This window comes from Ruegeria sp. E8 (genome assembly GCF_056533985.1).
In genome coordinates, this window is the sequence record NZ_JBQFOY010000006.1 from 107,571 (window position 1) to 130,571 (window position 23,001).

At 59.5% G+C, this 23,001-nt stretch carries 24 protein-coding genes; 13 read left to right on the plus strand and 11 right to left on the minus strand.

The window, feature by feature from the left end; all coding sequences use genetic code 11:
* Nucleotides 1–6: 6 nt before the first annotated feature.
* Complete coding sequence (locus ACR0LF_RS10315; protein ID WP_480578344.1) at nucleotides 7–453, minus strand: DUF4174 domain-containing protein; 447 nt, start codon at nucleotides 451–453, stop codon at nucleotides 7–9.
* A 168-nt stretch (nucleotides 454–621) separates the two neighbouring features.
* Here ACR0LF_RS10315 and scpA point away from each other — a divergent pair, with 168 nt between their 5' ends.
* The 6 genes from scpA (at nucleotide 622) to ACR0LF_RS10345 (ending at nucleotide 6,087) form a co-directional block, all read left to right on the plus strand.
* Nucleotides 622–2,748, plus strand: a complete 2,127-nt coding sequence (gene scpA, locus ACR0LF_RS10320) for a methylmalonyl-CoA mutase (RefSeq protein WP_480578346.1) — start codon at nucleotides 622–624, stop codon at nucleotides 2,746–2,748.
* A 107-nt stretch (nucleotides 2,749–2,855) separates the two neighbouring features.
* Nucleotides 2,856–3,458, plus strand: a complete 603-nt coding sequence (locus ACR0LF_RS10325; RefSeq protein ID WP_480578348.1) for a VOC family protein — start codon at nucleotides 2,856–2,858, stop codon at nucleotides 3,456–3,458.
* Nucleotides 3,455–3,943: an N-acetyltransferase family protein gene (locus ACR0LF_RS10330; protein WP_480578350.1), complete on the plus strand. Its 489-nt coding sequence runs from the start codon at nucleotides 3,455–3,457 to the stop codon at nucleotides 3,941–3,943. The genes ACR0LF_RS10325 and ACR0LF_RS10330 overlap by 4 nt, the downstream gene beginning before the upstream one ends.
* Nucleotides 3,944–3,988: 45 nt before the next feature.
* The gene (locus ACR0LF_RS10335) at nucleotides 3,989–4,669 is read left to right on the plus strand and encodes a TerB family tellurite resistance protein (protein ID WP_480578352.1); all 681 of its coding nucleotides are present in this window, start codon (nucleotides 3,989–3,991) and stop codon (nucleotides 4,667–4,669) included.
* A gap of 4 nt (nucleotides 4,670–4,673) precedes the next feature.
* Nucleotides 4,674–5,675 (plus strand): endonuclease/exonuclease/phosphatase family protein, encoded by a 1,002-nt coding sequence (locus ACR0LF_RS10340; protein WP_480578670.1) that lies wholly within the window; start codon nucleotides 4,674–4,676, stop codon nucleotides 5,673–5,675.
* A gap of 37 nt (nucleotides 5,676–5,712) precedes the next feature.
* Nucleotides 5,713–6,087: a hypothetical protein gene (locus ACR0LF_RS10345; RefSeq protein ID WP_480578354.1), complete on the plus strand. Its 375-nt coding sequence runs from the start codon at nucleotides 5,713–5,715 to the stop codon at nucleotides 6,085–6,087.
* Here ACR0LF_RS10345 and ACR0LF_RS10350 read toward each other — a convergent pair whose 3' ends face one another.
* The 5 genes from ACR0LF_RS10350 to ACR0LF_RS10370 form a co-directional block, all read right to left on the minus strand.
* Complete coding sequence (locus ACR0LF_RS10350; protein ID WP_480578356.1) at nucleotides 6,088–7,632, minus strand: Ppx/GppA family phosphatase; 1,545 nt, start codon at nucleotides 7,630–7,632, stop codon at nucleotides 6,088–6,090.
* 49 nt (nucleotides 7,633–7,681) lie between these two features.
* A complete protein-coding gene (locus tag ACR0LF_RS10355; protein ID WP_480578358.1) occupies nucleotides 7,682–8,371 on the minus strand; it encodes a P-loop NTPase family protein in 690 nt (229 codons plus the stop codon).
* Nucleotides 8,372–9,445: an AI-2E family transporter gene (locus tag ACR0LF_RS10360; protein ID WP_480578360.1), complete on the minus strand. Its 1,074-nt coding sequence runs from the start codon at nucleotides 9,443–9,445 to the stop codon at nucleotides 8,372–8,374.
* Between the two features lie 89 nt (nucleotides 9,446–9,534).
* Complete coding sequence (locus ACR0LF_RS10365) at nucleotides 9,535–10,509, minus strand: isopenicillin N synthase family dioxygenase (RefSeq protein WP_480578362.1); 975 nt, start codon at nucleotides 10,507–10,509, stop codon at nucleotides 9,535–9,537.
* Nucleotides 10,509–11,873 carry an FAD-dependent oxidoreductase gene (locus ACR0LF_RS10370; RefSeq protein ID WP_480578364.1) on the minus strand — a complete coding sequence of 455 codons (1,365 nt, stop codon included), beginning with the start codon at nucleotides 11,871–11,873 and terminating at the stop codon, nucleotides 10,509–10,511. The genes ACR0LF_RS10365 and ACR0LF_RS10370 overlap by 1 nt, the downstream gene beginning before the upstream one ends.
* Before the next feature lie 169 nt (nucleotides 11,874–12,042).
* Here ACR0LF_RS10370 and proS point away from each other — a divergent pair, with 169 nt between their 5' ends.
* On the plus strand, nucleotides 12,043–13,383 hold the full coding sequence (proS, locus tag ACR0LF_RS10375; RefSeq protein WP_480578366.1) for a proline--tRNA ligase: 1,341 nt from the start codon (nucleotides 12,043–12,045) through the stop codon (nucleotides 13,381–13,383).
* Between the two features lie 116 nt (nucleotides 13,384–13,499).
* On the opposite strand, the gene ACR0LF_RS10380 is transcribed toward proS, so the two are convergent.
* Nucleotides 13,500–13,859 carry a hypothetical protein gene (locus ACR0LF_RS10380; protein WP_480578368.1) on the minus strand — a complete coding sequence of 120 codons (360 nt, stop codon included), beginning with the start codon at nucleotides 13,857–13,859 and terminating at the stop codon, nucleotides 13,500–13,502.
* 356 nt (nucleotides 13,860–14,215) lie between these two features.
* Here ACR0LF_RS10380 and ACR0LF_RS10385 point away from each other — a divergent pair, with 356 nt between their 5' ends.
* A complete protein-coding gene (locus tag ACR0LF_RS10385; protein WP_480578370.1) occupies nucleotides 14,216–15,511 on the plus strand; it encodes a lipoprotein-releasing ABC transporter permease subunit in 1,296 nt (431 codons plus the stop codon).
* The gene (locus tag ACR0LF_RS10390) at nucleotides 15,504–16,190 is read left to right on the plus strand and encodes an ABC transporter ATP-binding protein (protein ID WP_480578372.1); all 687 of its coding nucleotides are present in this window, start codon (nucleotides 15,504–15,506) and stop codon (nucleotides 16,188–16,190) included. The genes ACR0LF_RS10385 and ACR0LF_RS10390 overlap by 8 nt, the downstream gene beginning before the upstream one ends.
* On the opposite strand, the gene ACR0LF_RS10395 is transcribed toward ACR0LF_RS10390, so the two are convergent.
* Entirely contained in the window at nucleotides 16,174–16,611 is a 438-nt protein-coding gene (locus tag ACR0LF_RS10395; protein WP_480578374.1) for a DMT family transporter, read from the minus strand. The two genes, ACR0LF_RS10390 and ACR0LF_RS10395, sit on opposite strands and share 17 nt — an antisense overlap.
* A gap of 92 nt (nucleotides 16,612–16,703) precedes the next feature.
* Between ACR0LF_RS10395 and ACR0LF_RS10400 the strand changes: the two genes are divergently transcribed.
* The gene (locus tag ACR0LF_RS10400) at nucleotides 16,704–17,111 is read left to right on the plus strand and encodes a c-type cytochrome (protein ID WP_480578376.1); all 408 of its coding nucleotides are present in this window, start codon (nucleotides 16,704–16,706) and stop codon (nucleotides 17,109–17,111) included.
* On the opposite strand, the gene ACR0LF_RS10405 is transcribed toward ACR0LF_RS10400, so the two are convergent.
* The 3 genes from ACR0LF_RS10405 to ACR0LF_RS10415 all read right to left on the minus strand — a co-directional run bounded on the left by ACR0LF_RS10405 (nucleotide 17,108) and on the right by ACR0LF_RS10415 (nucleotide 18,928).
* On the minus strand, nucleotides 17,108–17,800 hold the full coding sequence (locus ACR0LF_RS10405) for a hypothetical protein (RefSeq protein WP_480578378.1): 693 nt from the start codon (nucleotides 17,798–17,800) through the stop codon (nucleotides 17,108–17,110). The two genes, ACR0LF_RS10400 and ACR0LF_RS10405, sit on opposite strands and share 4 nt — an antisense overlap.
* A gap of 42 nt (nucleotides 17,801–17,842) precedes the next feature.
* Complete coding sequence (locus ACR0LF_RS10410; RefSeq protein WP_480578380.1) at nucleotides 17,843–18,505, minus strand: DNA-3-methyladenine glycosylase I; 663 nt, start codon at nucleotides 18,503–18,505, stop codon at nucleotides 17,843–17,845.
* Nucleotides 18,506–18,691: 186 nt separating this feature from the next.
* The gene (locus ACR0LF_RS10415) at nucleotides 18,692–18,928 is read right to left on the minus strand and encodes a hypothetical protein (protein ID WP_480578382.1); all 237 of its coding nucleotides are present in this window, start codon (nucleotides 18,926–18,928) and stop codon (nucleotides 18,692–18,694) included.
* Between ACR0LF_RS10415 and ACR0LF_RS10420 the strand changes: the two genes are divergently transcribed.
* Genes ACR0LF_RS10420 through ACR0LF_RS10430 form a run of 3 tightly spaced genes read left to right on the plus strand, consistent with a single transcriptional unit; the run spans nucleotide 18,927 to nucleotide 22,997 of the window.
* Complete coding sequence (locus ACR0LF_RS10420; RefSeq protein WP_480578384.1) at nucleotides 18,927–19,877, plus strand: ABC transporter substrate-binding protein; 951 nt, start codon at nucleotides 18,927–18,929, stop codon at nucleotides 19,875–19,877. The two genes, ACR0LF_RS10415 and ACR0LF_RS10420, sit on opposite strands and share 2 nt — an antisense overlap.
* Before the next feature lie 10 nt (nucleotides 19,878–19,887).
* Nucleotides 19,888–20,937, plus strand: a complete 1,050-nt coding sequence (locus tag ACR0LF_RS10425; protein ID WP_480578386.1) for a quaternary amine ABC transporter ATP-binding protein — start codon at nucleotides 19,888–19,890, stop codon at nucleotides 20,935–20,937.
* Complete coding sequence (locus ACR0LF_RS10430; protein ID WP_480578388.1) at nucleotides 20,934–22,997, plus strand: ABC transporter permease; 2,064 nt, start codon at nucleotides 20,934–20,936, stop codon at nucleotides 22,995–22,997. Before ACR0LF_RS10425 ends, ACR0LF_RS10430 begins: the two co-directional genes overlap by 4 nt.
* Nucleotides 22,998–23,001: the final 4 nt, after the last annotated feature.

Sequence of the window (23,001 nt, forward strand, 5' to 3'; positions counted from 1 at the left end):
AAGCGTTCAGCCGCCTTCGCGCCGGTCGCGGATTTCGCGCTCGCGTAGCGGGGTTTTGTCAATGGACCGGCCAATCTCGCGCACGCTCCACGGCGCAGGTTTACGCAGTTTGACCACACCGTCCTTGTCGACAAACACCATCTGGAACCCGCGCGGGCGCAACTGTGACCGGATCGGAGACCGCGCCGACGGATCGGTATCGGTCAAAACGACAACATCTCGGTCGCGCATGGCGGCTTCGCCTTCGACCAGCATGTCGATCTGCTGCTGGAAACGCGGGTCTGCGGGTGTGTCGGCAAAGACAACAATGGGGCGGTTGACCCATAGAAACTCGCTGAGCTCGCTGTCACCGACCGGGCGAACAAAGCTGTCATCTGATGTCGCCGTGCCATCCGCTGCCAAAGCGGCCAGCGGGATTAGTGCCGAGAAAACAAAGGCAAGCGTGCGTGTCATGTGGCCTCCTGTTCTTTCGAATATAGCCCCTGTGACCACGATTGCGACTGACGATTTGTACAGAGCACTCAAAATTTCGCACTTGTGCCCGAACGTAATGGCCAAGTGCAGGACCTTAATGCGGAAGCTTTCGACTGCCGCCATCCGAATTGACGAGAGGAAATCGAAATGACCGACACGAAGGACTGGAAAGCGCTGGCCGAGAAAGAGCTGCGCGGACGTCCGTTGGACGATCTTACCAAAGAGACGCTGGAAGGCATCTCTGTCAAACCGCTTTATACGCAGGATGACACGGCTGATCTGCCGCATATGGGTTCGCTGCCGGGCTTTGGCCCGTTCACACGCGGGGTGAAGGCGACGATGTATGCTGGTCGTCCGTGGACCATTCGCCAGTATGCGGGCTTTTCGACCGCCGAGGAATCGAACGCCTTCTACCGCCGTAATCTGGCAGCGGGTCAGCAAGGGGTTTCGGTGGCCTTCGATCTGGCCACGCATCGGGGCTATGACAGTGACCACCCCCGTGTTGTCGGCGATGTAGGTAAGGCCGGGGTGGCCATCGATTCTGTTGAGGACATGAAAATCCTGTTCGACGGCATTCCGCTGGACAAGGTTTCCGTCTCGATGACCATGAACGGCGCAGTGATCCCGATTTTGGCGAACTTCATCGTCGCGGGCGAAGAGCAGGGCCATGACAAATCTGTGCTGTCGGGCACCATTCAGAACGACATTCTGAAAGAGTTCATGGTGCGCAACACTTATATCTACCCGCCGGAACCCTCGATGCGGATCGTGTCGGACATCATCGAATTTACCGCGAATGAGATGCCGAAATTCAACTCGATCTCGATCTCGGGCTACCACATGCAAGAGGCCGGGGCGAACCTGGTGCAGGAGCTGGCCTATACAATCGCGGACGGGCGCGAATACGTGCGCGCGGCGCTGGACGCCGGCATGGATGTGGACAAGTTCGCGGGCCGTTTGTCGTTCTTCTTTGCCATCGGCATGAACTTCTTCATGGAGATCGCCAAATTGCGGGCTGCCCGCACGCTATGGCATCGCGTGATGACCGAGTTTGGTGCAAAATCCGAACGGTCGAAAATGCTGCGCACCCACTGCCAGACTTCGGGCGTCAGCTTGCAGGAACAGGACCCGTATAACAACGTGATCCGCACCGCCTATGAGGCGATGAGCGCGGTTCTGGGCGGCACCCAGTCGCTGCATACCAACGCTTTGGACGAGGCGATTGCGCTGCCGACCGATTTCTCGGCCCGTATCGCGCGGAACACGCAGCTGGTTCTACAGGAAGAGACCGGTGTAACCGATGTGGTCGATCCGCTGGCGGGCTCTTACTACGTCGAAAGCCTGACCAACGATCTGATCGAAAAAGCCTGGGCCCTGATGGAAGAGGTCGAGGAAATGGGCGGCATGACCAAGGCCGTCGCTAGCGGAATGCCCAAGCTGCGGATCGAGGAAAGCGCCGCCCGCCGTCAGGCTATGATCGACCGGGGCGACGAGGTTATCGTCGGGGTCAACAAGTACCGTAAGGAACAGGAAGACCCGATCGACATTCTGGACGTCGACAACGTGGCCGTGCGTGAGGCGCAGGTCGCTCGGCTGGAACGCATCCGCGCCACCCGTGACGAGGCCGCGTGCCAACAGGCGCTCGACGCTTTGACCACAACTGCCCGTGAGGGTGGAAACTTGCTGGCCGCCGCCGTCGAGGCCGCCCGTGTCCGCGCATCCGTAGGAGAGATCAGCATGGCAATGGAGAAAGAGTTCGGCCGTCACCGCGCCGAAGTGAAAACGCTGGCCGGTGTCTATGGAGCGGCCTACGAAGGCGACGAAGGCTTTGCCGCCATCCAGAAATCCATCGAAGAATTCGCCGAGGCCGAAGGCCGCCGCCCGCGGTTGCTGGTGGTCAAGATGGGGCAGGACGGCCATGACCGCGGCGCCAAGGTGATCGCCACCGCCTTTGCTGATATCGGTTTTGACGTGGACGTTGGCCCCCTGTTCCAGACCCCGGCCGAAGCCGCGCAGGACGCAGTGGACAACGATGTCCATGTGATCGGAATCTCGTCTCAGGCGGCGGGGCATAAGACACTGGCGCCGAAACTGGTCGAAGAGCTGAAGATGGCCGGTGCCGAGGATATCATCGTGATCTGTGGCGGTGTGATCCCGCAGCAGGATTACCAGTTCCTCTATGATCACGGCGTCAAGGCGATCTTTGGCCCGGGCACCAACATTCCCGAAGCCGCGCAGGACATCCTGCGCCTGATCCGCGAAGCGCGGAGCTGACGAAGAACAGGATTTTTCTGCGAAAAATCTTGTGATCGCGCGTCTTTGACGGAAACATACGGCCAGATCCGCAGGGGTCTGGCCGTAAATCTTGCAGGAGGTCGCGCATGTTACTGGATCATCTGGCCGTTGCGGGCGAAACGCTTGAAGAAGCGTCCGCCCATATCGAGCAGGCGCTTGGTGTTGCGCTGCAACCTGGGGGCAAGCACGAAAAATTCGGGACCTATAACAGGCTGCTGGGCCTCGGGGATGGCCTCTATTTGGAAGCGATTGCCATCGATCCACAGGCGCAACTTCCGGGCAGAACGCGTTGGTTCGATCTGGACCGCTTTCAGGGCAGCCCGCGTCTGACCAACTGGATTTGCCGGGTTGAGGATATCGAGGCCTCGCTGTCGATGTTTCCCGATGGCGCCGGCCAGCCCATTGATCTGACACGCGGCGCTTTGAGATGGCGCATGGCGGTTCCGCCAAACGGGCGTTTGCCGTTCGATAACCTGTTCCCCGCCCTGATCGAGTGGCAGGGCGACCTGCACCCTGCGAACATGTTGCAGGACAGCGCATGTCGTCTGCGGCGGTTGGTTGTGTATCACCCTGACGCCCTGACGCTGGCCAGGCATCTGGGTGAACTGGATCATGTGGTGTTCGACACAGGCCCGGCCGCGCTCAGGGCTGAGTTCGAGACACCTCACGGACTTCGGGTTCTGGAATGAACATCCGCCAGGCACGAGTGTCGGACGCGCTCGACATCGCACGGATCACCAACGCGATCATTCGCGAGACGCTGGTCACATTCACAACGGATGAACGCAGCGCCGAAGCAATTGCAGCCGACATCCGTCAGCGCGGCCCGGCCTATCTGGTGGCGGAAGACCAGGGCACTGTGTTGGGTTCTGCCACCTATGGCCCCTTTCGCAGCGGCCCCGGCTATGCGCGCAGTTGCGAGCATACGATCTTTTTGGCTCCGGATGCGCGGTGCAGGGGCGCAGGGCGGGCTTTGATGACGGCTTTGGAAGCCGTCGCGCGCGCCGACGGGGTTCATGTTCTGGTTGCGGGGGTATCCTCGGCCAACCCCACGGCCATTGCGTTCCACGAGGCGTTGGGGTTCCAGCAGGTCGGCCTCATGCCGGAAGTTGGGTTCAAATGGAACCAATGGCTGGATCTTGTGCTGTTGCAGAAAATTCTTGCGCCGGAGTGATCTGTCGCACCTGACAGCCGCCAACTCTGACGCTAGTGTACGCCCATGTCGATCTGGACCCGAATATCCGATGCGCTCAGCGCGCTGGCCCAAGGTGAAAGCCTGACCGCAGTTTTTGAGAAACTGCGTTCACCGCCGGAACGGTCAGTGGCGTTCACGATTGCCGTGATTGCGCTGGGCGCAAAAATGGCCAAGGCCGATGGTCAGGTGACCCGGGACGAGGTCACTGCCTTCCGTGACGTGTTTCAGATCGCGCGCGAAGACGAAGAGGGCGCGGCGCGCGTCTTCAACATGGCCCGTACGGATGTGGCGGGCTATCAAGACTACGCCCGAAAAATCGCGCGGATGTTTGCCGAAGACAGCACTACGCTCTGCGACCTGATGGAGGGGCTGTTTCACATCGCGATGGCAGATGGCTTCTATCATCCGAACGAGAATGCGTTTCTGGAAGATGTCAGTCAGATCTTCGGGCAATCCGATGCGCAGTTCAAAGCCCTGCGTGCGCGCTTTGTGCCGGACGCGCCCAAAGACCCCTACACGGTTTTGGGGGTGCCACGCGACATGCCGATACCGGATATCCGCAAGGTCTGGCGGCAACTGGTCCGAGAGACCCATCCGGATTCCATGATCGCCCGCGGTGTCCCTGAAGAGGCGATCCGGCTGGCCGAGAAAAAGATGATCGACATCAATCGCGCCTGGGATGAGATCAACGGCGCGCGGGCCTGACGGGATGCGCCTGGCGACCTATAATATCGAATGGTTCGCCAACCTGTTCGACAAGAACGACAAGCTGACCGTCGATGACAGCTGGTCCGGCAGGCACGATGTCACCAAGGCGCAGCAGGTCGAAGCGATTGCAAAAGTCCTGACCGCAATCGATGCCGACGCAATTCTGATCGTCGAGGCGCCGAACACGGGCAAACGTCAGAACACGGTCCGCGCCCTGCAGGCCTTTGCCGAAGCGTTTGATCTGCGAACCACCGACGCGGTGATGGGGTTTGCCAATGACACGCATCAGGAACTGGCGCTGATGTATGACAGGAATGTCCTGACGGTACGCCATGATCCTAAAGGTGACATCGCGGATGTTGCGGCACCCCGGTTTGACGGTGAGTTCAAAATCGATCTGGATATCGATGCGACCGAAGATGTTGTGCGGTTTTCCAAACCACCGATGGAACTGGCCATGACAACGCAATCGGGCCGCGACATCCGGTTGATTGGGGCGCATTTGAAATCCAAGGCCCCTCATGGCGCAGGGTCTCGCGACGAGGTAATCCGCATCTCGATCGCCAATCGCCGCAAGCAACTGGCGCAAGCGGTCTGGCTGGCCCGTCGGGTCGAGATGCACGTCGCCAACGAAGAGCCCGTTATTCTTTTGGGAGATTTGAACGACGGCCCCGGTCTGGACGAGTTCGAGCACCTTTTCGGCCGCTCATCGGTGGAAATTTTGCTGCAAGCAGGGCTGTTCGACCCGCACGCTGTCACAGCTCACGGGTTTCGGCCCGGATCGGTGCCCTCAACCGCGCGCTTTGCCCGCCCCGATGAGGGCAGGTTTCTCGAAGCGTTGCTGGACTACATCATGATCACTCAGGATCTGCGCGCGCTCCGTCCGGCCTGGCGCATCTGGCACCCGTTTCGCGATACGGCCTGCTGGTCCGCGCTGGACTTACGGCAGGCATTGCTGACGGCATCGGATCATTTCCCGGTCACTCTGGACATCGACCTGTGACCTTTCAAGCCTGCGTCAGGGGGACTATATATTCGGTATGAAACACGTATTGCTGATCAGCGTGATCTCAGCCGCCCTCTGCACGCCTGCCATCGCACAGGAAGACGAAGGCAAATCCCTGATGGAGCAGGGGGCCGAACTGTTTTTCGAAGGCCTGCGCAAAGAGATGGAACCGGCGCTGGATGAGCTGCTGGGTTTGGCGGATGAGTTTGGCCCGGCGATGCAGTCTTTTCTGAAAGAAATGTGGCCTGCGTTGGCTGAAATGGCAGCCGAGATCAAGGATTGGAGCGCCTATGAAGCGCCCGAGATTTTGCCGAACGGTGATATCATCATCCGCAAAAAACCATCCGAGGACTTGCCGGAACCTGAGAACAAAGACGAAGAGGTGCCCGAGGGTTCAACCGACATCTGATCAGCCCTTGATGATCACGCGCGTATCGGATTTCAGGGCGCTCGCCAGAGAGTTCAAACGGGATTCAGCGACTTCACTGAACAAAGACGCCGCTGCCTTCGGCAAATACAGTTCCAGTTCCCGTTTTTTGGGATAGAACCGGAGATGTCCCATATTAGCGTCGCTGTGCATCCACAACATCGCACCAAAACGCATGGCCTTACCCAGAATCTCAGCCTGTTTCTGGTCCTTTTCGTCCAGCAGCTCATACAAAGGCGCAAATCGGTTACCTTCGCGTTTGTTGCGATAACGGTGCTGCAAGGCCAGCCCGATAAAGACGCGTTCGGAATGTTTCAAACCGCCCAGATTGGCGCGGGTGACGTTGTCGAAACAGACCTCGGCCCGGTAATCGGGATGAGCGCGCCAGCTGACATCGTGCAGCAGGCACGCCGCCTGGATCAGGCGCACCCGGCTGGGCGGCGCCGATTTGAACAGGGGCATCACAAAGTCATAGAGGCTGCGACCAAATCCGGGCAGGCGGGCATCCTTGGATTCAGAAAAGAGGCTTGCTTCGATCAAAGGGTCTCGGTCGCGCAGTTCCTGTGACATCTGCTCATACAACAATCCTTCGCGGATTCCGTAGCTTGAAATGGCAATGTCCTTGGGTTTGAACGTGCGGATCAGTCGGGCCAGAACGTCCATGGCATAGGGGATGAGCGACATACGCGTACTGGAAACACCGGCCTGACTGCGCAGTTTATCGTGGTTGTTCTTTTCAATGAATTTGATCGTCTCACGCACCTGCTTGGTGGTCATGCGATATTCGTGCAGCACGTTTAACGGATAGCCGCGCCGCAACATATCCAGCCGCGCGAACGCGCGCCAACTTCCGCCAACCAGAAACAGGCGATCCCGCTGTGGCCCCATCTGGTCGCGCAGTTCTTCCATAGTTTCCTTGATATGCGCTTTGCGTGCGCGACGTCCGCCCTTGATATCGCGCAGCTTCAACGGCCCCAGTGCCGAGGTCACGCGGCGGCCCACCTGACCGTCCCCGATTTCAGCCAGCTCCATCGACGATCCGCCGATGTCACAAATCAGCCCGTATGCTCCGGGCCATCCCAGCAGAACACCCTGCGCCGAAAAACGGGCTTCTTCCTCTCCGTTGATGACTTCCACATGCAGGCCGGTTTCCGCCATGACCTGATCGCAGAAATCCGGTCCGTCCTTGGCCTCGCGTACAGCAGCGGTGGCCACGACGTGAAGCCCCGGCAGATCCAGATCCACCGCCAGATTCTGAAACCGCCGCAGCGCCGCCAAGGCACGCTCGCGCCCACGCGGATTCAACCGACCGGTTTCGGACAGGCCCGCCCCCAGTTCGCACATGACCTTTTCATTGTAGAAGTAAGCAGGCGATCTGGCCGCCCCGTCGAAGATCACCATCCGGACCGAGTTCGACCCGACATCGACAACTCCGACGCGCGACAAAGCCCGGGTTCCTGGCTCGTCGAACAAAGGCTTTCCGAAAGGTCCCCAGTCGGGGATGTCGGTTGCAGCGGTCTGATCCATGTGTCTTCCAGATATTGCAGCGTGAGGATGCGAAATTGGCGGGTGCGGGTCAATCACCCGTCTCGATTTCATCCGGGGCCATGTTCAGGACCCGGACAGCCAGCGCACGGGTGATGTCGCGTTTTTCCATCAGGGCCAAATGATCCAGCTGGGACACCACGTCAGCCGCGGTTTCAAATCGCCGATCCATGTGTTTGACGAGATAGGCAATCACCTCGGGGCCCGGGTTCAGTTGCCGATCCACAAACAGTTTGGCCAGCACCGCGCCCAGCAGCGCGTCATCGGGCGGATCCAGCGCGACGTGATGCGCCCCTTCGACGCGGCTTTGCAGATCGGCCAGCGGCAATTCCCAGAATTTTGGGGCTAGGCGGCCTGTCATCAGCAGGGCGTGCCCCTCGGCCAGAACCAGATTGTGCAGGTGAAACAGTGTTTTCTGCTGCTCGATGTCGTCCGCGATCATGGGCACGTCTTCGACCGCAATCGGCTTGCGGGCCAAATCCGGCACGTCGTCATAACGCAGGTCAGCCGCCTGCACGATGCGTCCTCCGGTTTCGCCCGCCCAAACATGGGCCAGATGCGTTTTGCCCGCGCCGGCCGGGCCGCTCAGAACCAGCTTGTTGCCGGGCCAGGACGTGGCCGAGATCATCGCCACGGCCAGCGCATTGGCAGGCGACACAAAGAAATCCTCACGCCCGAGCGCAGTTTTGGCGGGCAGATCAAAGCTGAGTTGTCGGGCCATTTACTCGGTTTCCTGATCCTGGCTTTCAAGACCGGTGTAAAGTCTGCTGTCCAGATACAGCGACGTGGCAAACCGCGCCAGCACTCCCAACGCCGCAGCGACCGGGACAGCGATCAGCATCCCGACAAAGCCAAACAGCGCCCCAAAGACCGACAGCGCCAGCAGCAGCCAGACCGGGTGCAGCCCGACAGAGCTGCCGACAAGTTTGGGCGTCAGGAAATTGCCTTCGGTGACCTGCCCGATGGCAAAGATGCCCGCGATCAGGCCGATATGGGCCCAGTCGCCCCAAAACTGGAACAGAGCCAGTCCGATAGCCAGTGAACCGCCGATCAAAGCACCCAGATAGGGGATGAACGTGACCAATCCCGCGATGAAGCCCACGATCAAGCCGAATTGCAGACCGGCAAGCATCAGGGCGGCCGCGTAGTAGGTGCCGAGGATCAGGCAGACAGTACCCATGCCACGCACGAACGAGGCCAGAACGGCATCAATCTCACCGGCCAGCCGCTTGATGGTGGGGGCGTGATCGCGCGGCAGCAGCTCTCCGATGCGGGCGATCATACGATCCCAGTCCAGCAGCAGATAGACCGCCACCACCGGCACGATCACCAGCAGAACCACGATGTTGATTGCGGACCCCAGCGAGGTCAGCACCGTCTGCAGAACATCCCCGGTCTTGGATTTAAGTGTTTCGCCAAAGGACACCAGCATCTGATGGGTGTTCGATTCCCGATCCAGTAGGGACGGAAACTGTTTTTCAATGAAACCGCGCAACTGCTTGAACAGATCAGGCATTACATCGACAAGATCCAGCAACTGCGTGATCAGCGCGGGCACCACCATCAGGATAGCCAGCACAAATCCCAGAACACCAACGACGGTGATAACAGCCGTAGCCGCCATGCGGGACAGGCCTAGCCGTTCCAGACGATCCGCGACAGGATCAAGGAAATAGGCAATGGCCCCGCCGATGACGAAAGGCAGCAGGACATCTCCCAAAGCCCAGAGGATAAACACAAAAACCGCAGCGGCGACGCTCCAGTATCTCAGTTGATCCTTAACCGGCAAAGCCATGGCAATCCCCTTGTTCAGGCCTTCGCTGGTGTTCTTGGCGTATCAAAGACGATGATGCAAGCGCTTCATTTGGTCGGGCTTTGCAGCTTTCAGTCGTGCAGTGTCCCCAGTTCCGGAGTGTCCGCGTCTGCAGTTTCATCGGGCCAGTTGGTGCGCCAGATTTCCGCTGACCAATGGCCGCAATGTACGGCAGGAAGGTTGAAACCGGGTAAGGCTGGTAACAACGGTTCGACAACGACGTCATGGCGAGGGACGGCGAAGTAGGGGAAAGAATACCGCTCCTTGCCTGATCTGTTGACCACCCGGTGAGGCGTGGATTTCAGTCGCCCGCCGGACCACAGCTCCAACATGTCGCCGATGTTCACGACAAAACCGCCGGGCGGGCAATTGGGGGTGATCCACCCGCCACTGCGGGTTTGCACCTCAAGCCCGCCCACCGGATCGGGGGCGATGATGGTCAGCGCATCCGTGTCCTTGTGCGGATGGATGCCATAGCCTGCCTCATCCTCGGCTTGGGGCGGGTAATGCAGCAGGGTCATGTTGGTCATTGGGTCCCGGAACGCACTGCGCAACGTGTCCGGTTTCAGGTCCAGACCGGCCTCCAGCGCGCCCAACAGCAGGTCGGAGACACGATCCAGTTGCGCCCAATAGTCCAGAATGATCGCTTTGGCGCCGGGCACCTCATCCGGCCAGAGGTTTGGTCCGTACAACGCACAATCTGCACGCACGGGCGCGTCCGCGGCGACCTCATGATGCAGCTTGTACCCTTCGTACTTGTCCGCTTTGCCCGAGCCATCATTGGGCGTGAAAAAACCCATGGGAATATAGCCGCGATAGTTTTCGCGGGTGATGGCCTGATCCCATTTGCGGGACTCTTCGATGGCAAAAATCTCTCGGGTCGCCTGCCTGACCTGGTCAACGATCTGATGGGACACGCCAGTCCCGGTGATGGACAGGAACCCGATCCCGGTACAGGCCTCGAGGATGCGCTGAACCGTCACGTCGTAGGGTGCGGTGTTCGGTTCGGCCAATGGCGAGATGTCGATTGTCGGAATGCTGTCCATCAGTGAATTCGAACCCCTTGACGCTGTAGTTCTGTGTGAACAGGCGCCAGATTCAACCGGTCCAGCTCCTGATTGCTTTTCAACGACAGAGCGGCCGCAATGCCCGCGCCCTGACCCATGACCGCACAACAGGCCATGTTGCGCGTGGCGGCATGGGCCACCCGGTCTGCGCCATGTGACCGGCCCGCAACCAGCAAGCCCTTGACCCCCTTTGGCAGCATCGAGCGATAGGGAACCTGCATATACCGCCCCGTGGTTGGCAGGATCAGAATGCCATAGCCGTCGATGAATTCGGGATAGATGCCGATGGTATCCTCGAACCGGCCCTGATGGCGCGCATCGTTTTCAGTCATGTTGTAGACCGCATCAATCTTACGGGTATCGCGAATACCGATGGTCATCCCGAAATTCCGCAAACGCGCGTTCTCGCAACCGGGCATGAACCGACGCAAGGCATCGATGGCCAACATGGATTGACGGCGGCCCTCGATTTCGCCGCGCGTCAGGCTGTCGGGATCGGTGCCGTCGATTTCGGCCAGATGGATGAGGTTCATATAGGTCAGCTCACCCGTATCATGCATCGCACCCCAGGTGCCTGCGATGGTGTTCAGATGCGGCGGGATCAGACCTTCATCAATCGCCTGCTGGAACGGCTTGTGTACAAAGGGCGAGAACATGTCGTCCTCTTTGCCGCTGGTCTCGATGTTCCATTCACCGCCGCCGCCCCAGTCCTTGTAGGTCTGCGGGTCAGCCTTCACGCCTTCCATAAAGGCGCGTTTGTCAACGCCGGCCAGATGGAACATGACCGAGGCGGCCATCATATCCTCGCGCGGGGTCTTGTGTGTCGGCGCGCCCGCGCGATGGGCCACATCCGCGTCGCCGGTGGCGTCGATGACCACTTTGGCCAGGATCGCCTCGCGCCCCGCCTTGGATTCGGTGATGATGCCGGTGATCCGGTCGCCGTCCATGATCGGCGCGACGAATTGTCGGTGCAGCATCGGATGCACGCCAGCCTCTTCGACCAGCTTGTCGGCCACCAGCTTGAACCCCTCGCTGTCCAGTTCATAGCTCAGCGACTGGCTCTCAGGGACAGCGGCGCCCATGTCCTTGGCGCGGGTTTCGAACTCCATGCCGATACCACCTGCTTCGACGGTCTGCTCGTGCCGGTACCAGGCAAACCCCTCTACTCCGACCGCCGTGATGTTGCCGCCCATGCAGCCGAACCGGTCGACCAGAGACACTTCGGCCCCCGCCCGCGCCGCCGCCAGCGCTGCGGCCAGCCCTGCAGGGCCAGAGCCCACGACCAACACGTCGGTTTGATGGATGACAGGTATCTGCCGGGCGGGTTCCTGAATCGTCTGCATCGGCACCTCTTGAGGCTTGCGTTTCCGCTACCATTGAAACTCCCGATTGGCGGGTCAATCAAAAAACCGACTGACTGGAAGTCGCAAAAACGCCAATGCCCGATTGCCCCCGGCGGGGCTTTGGCATAATCACCTTTCCAGTCGAATTCTTACCTTTGAAGGTCCACCCATGCGCCTCAGCCGTTACTTTCTGCCCGTTCTCAAGGAAAACCCGTCCGAGGCCCAGATCGTCAGCCACCGGCTGATGCTGCGCTCCGGGATGATCAAGCAGGCCGCCGCCGGGATTTATTCCTGGCTACCGCTGGGCTTCAAAGTGCTGCGCAAGCTGGAAAACATCGTGCACGAGGAACAGGCGCGGGCCGGTCATATCGCAATTCAGATGCCGATCCTGCAATCGGCGGACCTGTGGCGCGAGTCCGGTCGGTATGACGATTACGGTCAGGAAATGCTGCGGATGCAGGATCGCCACGGGCGCGACATGCTCTACACGCCCACCGCCGAGGAACTGGTGACCGATATCTTCCGCGGTCATGTGAACAGCTATAAGGACCTGCCGCTGACGCTCTATCAAATTCAGTGGAAATTCCGCGACGAAATCCGCCCGCGTTTCGGCGTGATGCGGGGGCGTGAGTTCTATATGAAGGACGGGTACAACTTCGACCTCACCAAAGAAGACGCGCTGCACGCCTATAACCGCCATCTGGTCAGCTATCTGCGCACCTATGAGCGTATGGGTCTGCAAGCGATCCCGATGCGCGCCGATTCCGGCCCGATCGGTGGGGACTATACCCATGAATTCCTGGTTCTTGCCGATACCGGCGAATCCGAGGTCTTCTATGACAGCGCCGTCACCGATATGACCTTCGGGGATCGCGAGATCGACTATGACAATCGCGAACAGTGTCAGGCTATTCTGGAAGAGTTCACCTCGAAATACGCCCGCACAGACGAGACGCATGACGAGGCGCTGTTCAACCAGATTCCCGAAGAACGCCGCCGCGTTGCGCGCGGTATCGAGGTGGGGCAGATTTTCTACTTCGGCACCAATTACTCCGATGCCATGGGCGCAACCGTGCAGGGCCCCGAAGGCAAGCCGGTTCCCGTTCACATGGGCAGCCACGGCATTGGCGTCAGCCGCCTGATCGGTGCAATCATCGAAGCCAGCCATGACGACAAGGGCATCATCTGGCCCGAGGGCGTTACGCCGTTCCATTGCGGCATCGTGAACCTGAAGCAGGGTGATGAAGAAGCGGATGCGGCCTGTGACAAGATCTACAAGGCGCTGACGGCTTTGGGTCTTGAGCCGCTCTATGATGACCGTAACGAACGGGCAGGGGGCAAGTTTGCGACCATGGACCTGATCGGTCTGCCATGGCGTATCACCGTTGGTCCGCGTGGTTTGAAAAACGGCGTTGTCGAACTGACCTGCCGCCGCAGCGGCGAAAGCGAGGAACTGAGCCCCGAGGCGGCTGTCACCAAAGTTGCTGAAATCTACGAACAGATTGCCTGAATCCCGTCACCGCTGACGGCTTTGGCTATCTCTGAAAACTGACCTGATCCGTCAAGGCGGCCATGCTCTTGCTCTGGCCGCCAGTTGCGGCCCGAACAAGACGCTGGGTTCAGACCTTAGTTCTGATCTGCTGTTGGCCGCGCCGCGAGGATGTCGCCATTGGCCCCGTCGCCACGTGCCACCACGATCGGGCGACCCAGCCGGCTGACCAGCTCGCGAAACTCAAGGCCCAGAAACCGCAGCCCGCAAACCCGCGCGTCGGTGGACCGATCCGTGATGCATAAACGGCCTTGCCGGAAAACCAGACGGTACCCTTTGTCCTTCAGGATGTCCGTCAGATTGCCCCAGCTTGCTGCGCTGACAAAGATAGGCCGAATGGCCGCTCGCAACAGCGCCGCTGTCTCGCAATCCAGTTCTGTTGATGCCTGGCGGGACGGAATAACCCCCGCTCCGTTGGTTGAGATTTGAAAATTCATTGAGCGACCCCCGCTCTTTAAATGTGTTCCCCCATAGCTAGGGTGACAAAGTTTCTGAAAATAAGCAAAAAGAGTAATAAAATTTCGCGCCTATTGTTGCTTTTTCGATTCAGTTACTCACGAAGCGCGATGATTAACTTCATACCTGAAACAATCTGGCTTTGTCTGTGATGCGCTTCACAACTCATGGTGTAATGCCTTTTTCCCAAGTCATCCGTTTGGCCTAAAGACTTCTGTTGCCTGCCGGATTGATTCGGCTCATTCAGGCTTAGGGACCAGGTCAGAGTGACAACCGGCTTGACCATCGGGTGAAATGCCGAAACTGTCCCCGCAAACAAGAACACCCCGGAGCAGGCATGGCCAAAACACCCCCGCCCTTTGCCCCTTTTGAATGGAAAATCGCTTGGCGCTATCTGCGGGCCCGCCGGGCCGAAGGCGGCGTCAGCGTGATGACCTGGATTTCATTGATCGGGATCACACTGGCCGTCTTCGCGCTGATCGCGACACTGGCGGTCCGGTCAGGATTCCGTTCGGAATTCGTGGGCACCATTCTGGGCGCCAACGCGCATGTGACGGTCTATTCGTCGGGCGAGATTGACGCGCAGGGTCGCGTGGACCGCACGATGTCCGACTACGAAGAGCGCGCGGCCCGCATCGCACAGGTGCCCGGTGTCGAACGCACTGCACCCCTGGTCAAAGGGCAGGTGCTGATCACCAACCGGGACCGCAGCAGCGGGGTTGAGGTGTTCGGTATCCGACCCGACGATCTGCTCGACTTGCCGGGAATTGCGCAGTCCGAGCAAGCCGTCGGTGACTTGTCCGAATTCCAGACCGGAGAGGATGTCATTGCCATCGGATCCGGAGTGGCGCGCAGCATCGGGGCGACGGTCGGTGATGTGGTCAAGCTGACCTCACCAAATGGGGTCAAAACCGCTTTTGGCACCTCGCCCCGCGTGAATGCCTATCGCGTTGTCTATGTGTTCTCGGCTGGTCGCTATGATATCGACCGCACCCGCGTCTACATGCCGTTTTCGCAAGCGCAGAGCTTTTTCAACCGCGACGGTGTGGCGGATGAGATCGAAGTCATGGTTGAAAAGCCCGAAGAGCTGGACCCGATCCTGATTTCGATCCTCGAGGCCTCGGGCGAGCGCAGCCAGATCTGGACCTGGCAGGATGCCTCCGGCGGCTTTCTGCGCGCGTTGGAGGTCGAGGACAACGTGATGTTCATCATCCTTTCGATCCTTGTCCTGATCGCTGCGATGAACATCGTCTCGGGCCTGATCATGCTGGTGAAGAACAAGGGGCGCGATATCGGCATCCTGCGCACCATCGGCCTCAGCGAGGGGTCGGTTCTGCGTGTCTTTTTCATCTGCGGCGCTTTTACCGGCCTGATTGGAACGGCGATGGGTGTCATCCTGGGATGCCTCTTTGCGATCTATATCGATCCGATCTTCTCATTCGTGAATTACGTGATGGGCGGTGGCGTCTGGGATCCTTCGATCCGGGGTATCTACGCCTTGCCGGCCGAGTTGCATCTGGGCGATGTGCTCAAGGCAATCGGCCTGTCGCTTGGCCTGTCCTTCATTGTTACCTATTTTCCCGCGCGCCGTGCCGCGCGTCTGAACCCGGTCGAGGCGCTGCGCTATGAATGATGTCACTTTGCGTCTGAACGGTCTGACCAAGACCTATCTGAAAGGCACGCCCGGCGAAGTGCAGGTCTTGCGCGGGGTCGATCTGGACTTGCGCGCGGGTGAAGCCGTGGCGATGGTCGCACCATCGGGGGCGGGGAAATCGACCCTGCTGCACATTGCTGGCCTGTTGGATATGCCTGACGACGGAACCGTTGAAATCGGGGGCCAGAACGTCAACGGAAAGGGCGACCGAACCAGAACCGCGCTGCGTCGGCGGGATGTCGGGTTCGTGTATCAGTTCCACCACCTTCTGCCCGAATTCACGGCGTTGGAGAACATCACCCTGCCGCAACTGGCCAATGGCGTGCCCGAAAAAGCTGCGCAGGCGCGGGCCATGGACCTGTTGGACCGTGTCGGTGTCGCTCCGCGTGCCAGCCACCGCCCCGCAGCGCTGTCGGGTGGAGAACAGCAGCGTGTCGCCTTTTGCCGCGCGCTGGCCAATGCGCCGCGTGTATTGCTGGCGGATGAGCCGACCGGCAACCTTGACCCTGAAACCTCGGATCAGGTGTTTGATGCGTTGATGACACTGGTGAGGGACGAGGGGCTTTCGGCCTTGATCGCGACCCACAATCTGGATCTGGCAGCCCGCATGGATCGGATGGTCAAGCTTGAGGGCGGGGTGCTCAGGCCAGTTGAGTGATCGCGACTCCAATGGCCATCACGGCAATACCCCCGGCCCGTATCCATGTCAGCGGTGTGATTTGAGCTCCAAACAGGCCGAAATGGTCAATGGCCGCCGTACTGATCAATTGCCCCAGTAGAACAAAGAACACCGCGTTGCCGACACCGAAATGAGGGGCAACATGGGTGATCGACAAAACGTAGAACGCGATCAGGACACCGGCCAGCAACAGGTGCTTCGGGGCCTCGGCAACCTTGGATAATGCTTCGAACCCGGGAAAAAGCAGCATCACAAGGGCCGACGCAGCAAAGGCGATCGCGAACAGGATCACAGCGGCGGTGGTTGGCGACCCGATCAGTTTGCCCAGGGCCGCGTTCAAGGCCGCCAGAACAGGGACGCCGATCCCGGCTGCCAGCATAATGGCTGCGTATTGTGTCATCGCCCGTACCTTCCACCTGCGTTGATCTGGATCATTGCGTCAAGACGCCCAGCGGGCAACCCTGCAATTGTCAAACTTGGCAGGAGGATAGGATGTTCAAGGCAACAATCGGAATGCTGGTTCTTGGGGTTTCCGCTGCTGCCTCGCAAGCGGTCTGGGCGCAGGATGTTAAGATCGGAGAGGAGCTCTACTTGCATTATTGCGCGACCTGCCATGGGATCGATGCGACCGGGCAGGGCCCGATGGCGAGCGTGCTGGTGATACAGCCGACGGATCTGACCGCATTATCCGATGAGGGTGGTGTGTTCCCAACCGCCCGCGTTGTCGCCCGCATCGACGGTCGGGACCCGCTGGTCAGCCATGGAAGCCCGATGCCGGTCTATGGTCCCTATTTCGACGGGCAGGACACATCCATGAAAACGCCGCAGGGTCAGCCGATTCTGACCAGTCAGCCGATTGTGGATCTGGTTACCTATCTGGAGACGCTGCAGCAGAACTAGGCGCCGCTGCATATCCCTTCGATCTCGGCCTCGCTCCAGGGCAGTACAATGGCACGCTCGCGCCCTTTTTTCGGAAGCGGAGACAAGTCAAAATGTGCACCCAGCATGGTGTGCAGCCTTTGGGTGCGTTCGGCCTGCGGATCCAGCGCGCGGCAGCACACGTATTCTTCAACAATCGCGCCCTGCTGCTCGAACCCATAGGACAGGAAGTCAGGCGAGGTTTCGAGGTCGAACAGATACGGGTCCTTCCGCCCGCCATGTTCTGCCGCAGCACGCAGCGGGTGATAACCGGTGGTCTGGCGGTTTTGCCATTGCCAGACATGCGTCAGCTCATGGGCCAATAGCATCGCGGCCACCAGATTCATCTGATCCGGGAAGTCAGACATGTAGTCTTCCAGATACCAGTCGCGGGCAAAGTAGACCTTGTTGAACAGGGCGACAGCTGCGGGCTTGCCTGTCACCGGTCCGGGTTCAACCGGCGGCAGAATGCGTTCTCGGCACGCCAGGCGCGGACGTTCCTCGCGGAAATAGGTCACATTGGTGACCGGTGCCCCCTCGACCAGGCGCACGCGGTCCAGGTTCAGGGTTTCGCCTTGAATGGCATCCGCAAAATCGCGCTCTTGCTCTGTCAGCTGACGACCGCAGGAAGAGAGCAACAAAAAAGCGATTAGGCATACGCGCAGAACCATGAGTTGAATCCTAGTCCGCTGATTGTATTCCGCAAACCGTTTTCACAGGCTCATGGCCAGAACCCGGCTGATTTCCGTCAAAGACCGGCCGGATTGGTCCATCCAGGAATTGAAGGCTTGCTGCACCGCCGCCATGGCTTTCTTCGAGGTGGCGGGCTTGTCGATCACCCCTTCGGCAATCAGGCGACCGGTAACATCCTGAGACAGAATGAAACTGTCGCGCCCGGCGAAACGCATCGCATATTGCGCCGACGCCCCGCCCAGACGCGACCCGCGCTTGGCCAGTATCGCCAATAGGCTGATATAGTCCTCGGACGGCCAGCCACCCAGCACCTTGCCCGCGCCGCCTTCCTCGCGCAGTTCCAGCAGAAACGCCGCATTGCCCCGCACTGTCGAGATCTTGGTTCCATTGCGAACGATGCGCGTGTCCTGCAACAGGGCATCAAACTTCTCATCATCCATGAACGCGCACCGGCCGACATCGAAACCATCAAACGCAGCTTCGAACCCGTCCCATTTGTTTTCGATGACCTTCCAATTGAAACCGGCCTGAAAGACGCATTTCGTGATGATCGAAAGCCAGCGATCCTCGGGCATCGCCGCCAGCTCCGCAGGGCTTTTGGGCTTGCTCAGCTTTGCCTCAAGGGCCTCAGTCCCGCCATGACGTTTCGCGGCGATATCAAAGATCTCTTCAAATGAACGCATAAACCCAACCTCAAAGTTGCCATACCTAATACGTTCATCTTTTGTTTCCGTTTTGCAATGCGTAATCACGGCATCAAGAATCTGGCCCATTCGTGATCAACAATCAGTCTCGGCAAGAAAATCGGCGAAATTGTTAAAGAAATCCTCGACAAACGGGTCCAAATTGGTTTCTGATTGACTCGTCAGTCAACGTCCCGATCCTGAGATTAGGGCAACGACGGGTCGGGTTGGGTGCATCAGGGGCGCTTGCAGGGAAAATCTTTGGTTTGGCTGGGCGGCTTTTTCGTCTTTCATAAACTGATCACTTCCCTTTTCCGGCTGAATTTGCGCATGTTGCGACATGATATTGTCGTCAGACAAATATTCCGGCGGGAAAACCCTCTCCGGGATGGGAAAAACAAAAATGACAGGGAGAATGTTCATGAAAAAACTGAGTGTAAGCCTTATGGCGCTGGTCGTTGCGGGTGCGGCGCAAGCGGCGGATATGGGTGCGGTTGACGAGCCGATCAAACTGGCGATCAACGAATGGACCGGTCAGCACGTAACCACGCACGTTGCGGGCGAGATGCTGAAAGCCGCCGGTTACAACGTCGAATACGTAACCGCCGGTATGATGAACCAGTTCCAGGCGATTGCCGACGGCGACATCACCGCGACGCTTGAAATCTGGTCGTCCAACGTGTCGGACGAATATGCCAAGAAGATCGACGAAGGCACCGTGGTCGAAATCGGCGATCTGGGTCTGGATGCCAAAGAAGGCATTGCCTATCCCGCTCATGTGGCTGAACTGTGCCCGGGTCTGCCCGCATGGGAGGCCCTGAAGGATTGCGCGCAGGTCTTCGCCACGGCTGAAACCCTGCCTGGTGGTCGTTTGGTCGACTATCCGGCCGATTGGGGCACACCCGGTGCGGATCGCATGACCGGTCTGGAATTGCCGTTCAAAGCCGTGCCAGCCGGGTCCGAGGGCGCGCTGATTGCAGAACTGCGCGCCTCGACCGAGCGTAAATCGCCATTGCTGATCACCTTCTGGCAGCCGCATTGGGCGATGTCGGCCTATGACGTGCAGTTTGTTGATTTGCCCGCAGGTGAAGAAGCGTGCTTCAATGATCCGGCATGGGGTCCGAACCCGAATGCAGTGAATGACTGCGACTTCTCGCCCTCGCGCATTTTTAAAGCCGGCTGGAGCGGCATGGAAGAGAAATGGCCTGCCGCGTATGAAATCCTGTCGAACTACCAACTGGCGGTCGAAGACCAGCAGCCGATGATGGGGGCGATCGACGTCGATGGCGGTCAGGTCGAAGAAGTTGTCGCCGCCTGGATGGCCGAGAACGAGGGCAAGTGGCGTCCGGTTGTTGACGCAGCAACCCAGTGAGCGCGCGTAAGTGACTGACGCGACTATGCCAGCCATTGCCTGCCAGAATCTCTGGCAGGTCTTTGGCCCCGGCGCTGACAAAGCCCTGACCGACGCGCTGTCTCGGTCAGGGAATGACGCTGAAAAAGCCGCCTCTGATCTGCGGGAAAACGGGTTCATCCCGGCGGTGCAGGACGCCAATTTCGAGGTCAAAGAAGGCGAGCTATTCGTCATCATGGGCTTGTCGGGCTCGGGTAAATCCACGCTGATCCGCTGTATCTCGCAACTGCTGCCCGGAACGGGCGGTGAGATTCGGGTGGACGGTGAGAACGTCATGGGCGCGTCCAAGAAGGCCCTGACCGAGCTGCGCCGCAAGAAGCTGGGCATGGTGTTTCAGCACTTCGGCCTGTTCCCCCATATGACCGTTGCCGAAAACGTGGCCTATCCATTGCGCGTGCAGGGCGTGGGCAAAAAGGAGCGGTTGGCGCGGGCTCAGGAAGTGATCTCGCTTGTCGGTCTGGAAGGGCGCGAAGACAGTTTCCCCCGCCAGCTGTCGGGTGGTCAGCGTCAGCGTGTGGGCATCGCGCGGTCCTTGGCCGTGAACCCCGATATCTGGTTTCTGGATGAACCGTTCTCGGCCCTCGATCCGCTGATCCGTCGCCAATTGCAGGATGAGTTCCTGCGCATTCAGGCAACGTTGAAGAAATCCATTGTCTTTATCACTCACGACATTCAAGAGGCGCTCAAGCTGGCCGACCGAATTGCGATCATGCGCGACGGCAAGATCGTTCAGATCGGAACGCCGACGGATATCGTCCTGCGGCCCGTGGACGATTACGTGCGCGAGTTCTCGAAAGATGTCGCCAAAGGTCAGCACGCCAAGGTCGCTTCGGTCATGCGGAACGAGGCGGAATGTGGCCCGGACGATCCCGGCCTTACGACGGCAATGACGCTGGATGCAGCCCTTGCGCATTGTATGGAGCTTTATGAGCCCGTGCCGGTACGGGATGCTGATGGCAATGTCGTGGGCACCGTACATCCGTCCGATCTGGCTGCCGCATTGCAGGTGGACGAGACATGACCGCCCTGACGGACATCCCGGCGCAGCAGATGCGGCTGACGGCAGGCGCGAAGGCTGCGCTGATCACGGTTATCGTCGGGGCGGTTTGCCTTGCGCTGGAAGGCATCGCCCCATGGCTGGTCAAGTGGCCCACCGCGTGGGAATTGCCCGCAACCCAATGGGTCGGCGCGTTTCTGGATTGGTTTCTGAACCTGATCAAACCGGCGATGCGGTTGTTTTCCGACCTGATGACCCACCCGATGAACTGGGCGAATTTCGTGCTGGGCAACATGCCCTGGCCCATCCTGATCGGCATCGTGACGGCGCTGGGCTGGTACCTTGGCGGCTTGCCCATGGCAGCGCTGGGCTTTCTGGGCCTCAGCTTTGTTCTCGCCTCGGGCTATTGGGCCGAAAGCATGAACACCTTGGCCCTTGTGGCCGTTTCCGTCCCTGTGGCGTTGCTCATGGGCGGCGGCATCGGCATCCTCGCCAATGAAGTGCCAAAGGTGAAATCCTTCGTGCAGGCGGTTCTGGACGTGATGCAGACGGTTCCGACCTTTGCATATCTGACCCCTCTATTGCTGCTTTTCGGCTTTGGTCCGGTAGTGGGCCTGATCGCCTCGGCGATCTACGCGGCACCACCGATGGCGCGCAATGTGATGCTGGGGTTGGAGCGTGTAGAGCCCGAGATCAAAGAGGCCGCCATCATGTCCGGCGGCACCAGGTTCCAGCAACTGTTTCAGGTCGAAATCCCTGCTGCCACAACGCAGATCATGGTCGGTGTGAACCAATGCCTTATGGCCGCCTTGTCGATGGTCATCATCGCAGCCGTCATTGGCGGGTTCAACGATATCGGGTGGGAGGTTCTGCTGACCATGCGCAAGGCGCAGTTCGGTGAATCGCTGATGGCGGGTCTGGTCATCGTGGTTTTTGCCGTGGTGATCGACCGGATGAGCGGCACTTTGGCAACCGAACGCAAACGCTATGACAGCCGCGTCGTATGGGCCATGCTTGGCTTTGCCGTGCTGTTTACCCTGGCATTTCGCAACTGGCTGCCGAATCCGTCTGAACTGACTGTTCTTGACCCGATGGCCGAGGCTGTGGACAGCGGCCTGACCGCCTTCACTCAGGCCAACGGCCCATGGCTGGATGCGCTCAAGAACAATTCTCTGTTCTATGTGTTGCTGCCGCTGCGGATCGGTTTGGATCAGGCGGTGCTGCCGTTCACATGGGGTTTCCAGTGGACGCCAGCCATGAGCTGGGGCCTGTTCGCCGCTGGTGCAGCGATTACCCTATTGATGGCATGGCGCGGGCGGCTGACGGGTGGTCTGATCATCCTGATCCTGATCGGCATGCTCGAAACCGGTATTGCAAACCTGCCATGGCCCTTTGTCCTGACCGGCACGGCCGCGCTGGCTTGGGTCGCGGGGGGGTGGCGTCTGGCCGCGCTCTGCGTGGGGCTGCTTTGCACCATCCTCGTGTCAGGCCTGTGGGAAAGGGCACTGTTGTCGCTCTACCTCAGCGGTGCGGCGGTGTTTTCCTGTGCCGTGGTCGGTGGCCTGATCGGGCTGGCCAGCGCCGTGTGGGAGCCGGTGTGGAAAATCGTCCGTCCGATCTGCGACATGTTGCAGACGATCCCTCTGTTCGTGTTCCTGATCCCGGTCCTGATGGTATTCCAGATCGGTGAATTCTCGGCCTTCCTCGCAATTTGCGCCTACGCGATCGTGCCGATGATCCGCTACACGCGGCACGGGCTGGTCAACACGCCAGAGGAAATGATGGAGGCCGCAATCTCGAGCGGCGCGACCGAGTGGCAGATCATGCGCGACGTCCGTGCGCCTTACGCCGCGCCGACCATCCTGCTGGGTCTGAACCAGACCATCCTCTATGCCTTTGCCATGCTGGTGATCGCGGCGCTGATCGGGACCACCGGTCTGGGGCAGTCGATCTATCTGGCGCTGGGGCAGGCGGATGTCGGGCTGGGTATCTCGGCGGGTGCAGCAATGGCGATACTGGCGCTGGTTGCCGACCGAATCGTGCAGGGCTTTGCCGAAGAACGCCGCGCGGCGCTGGGGCTGTAAGACA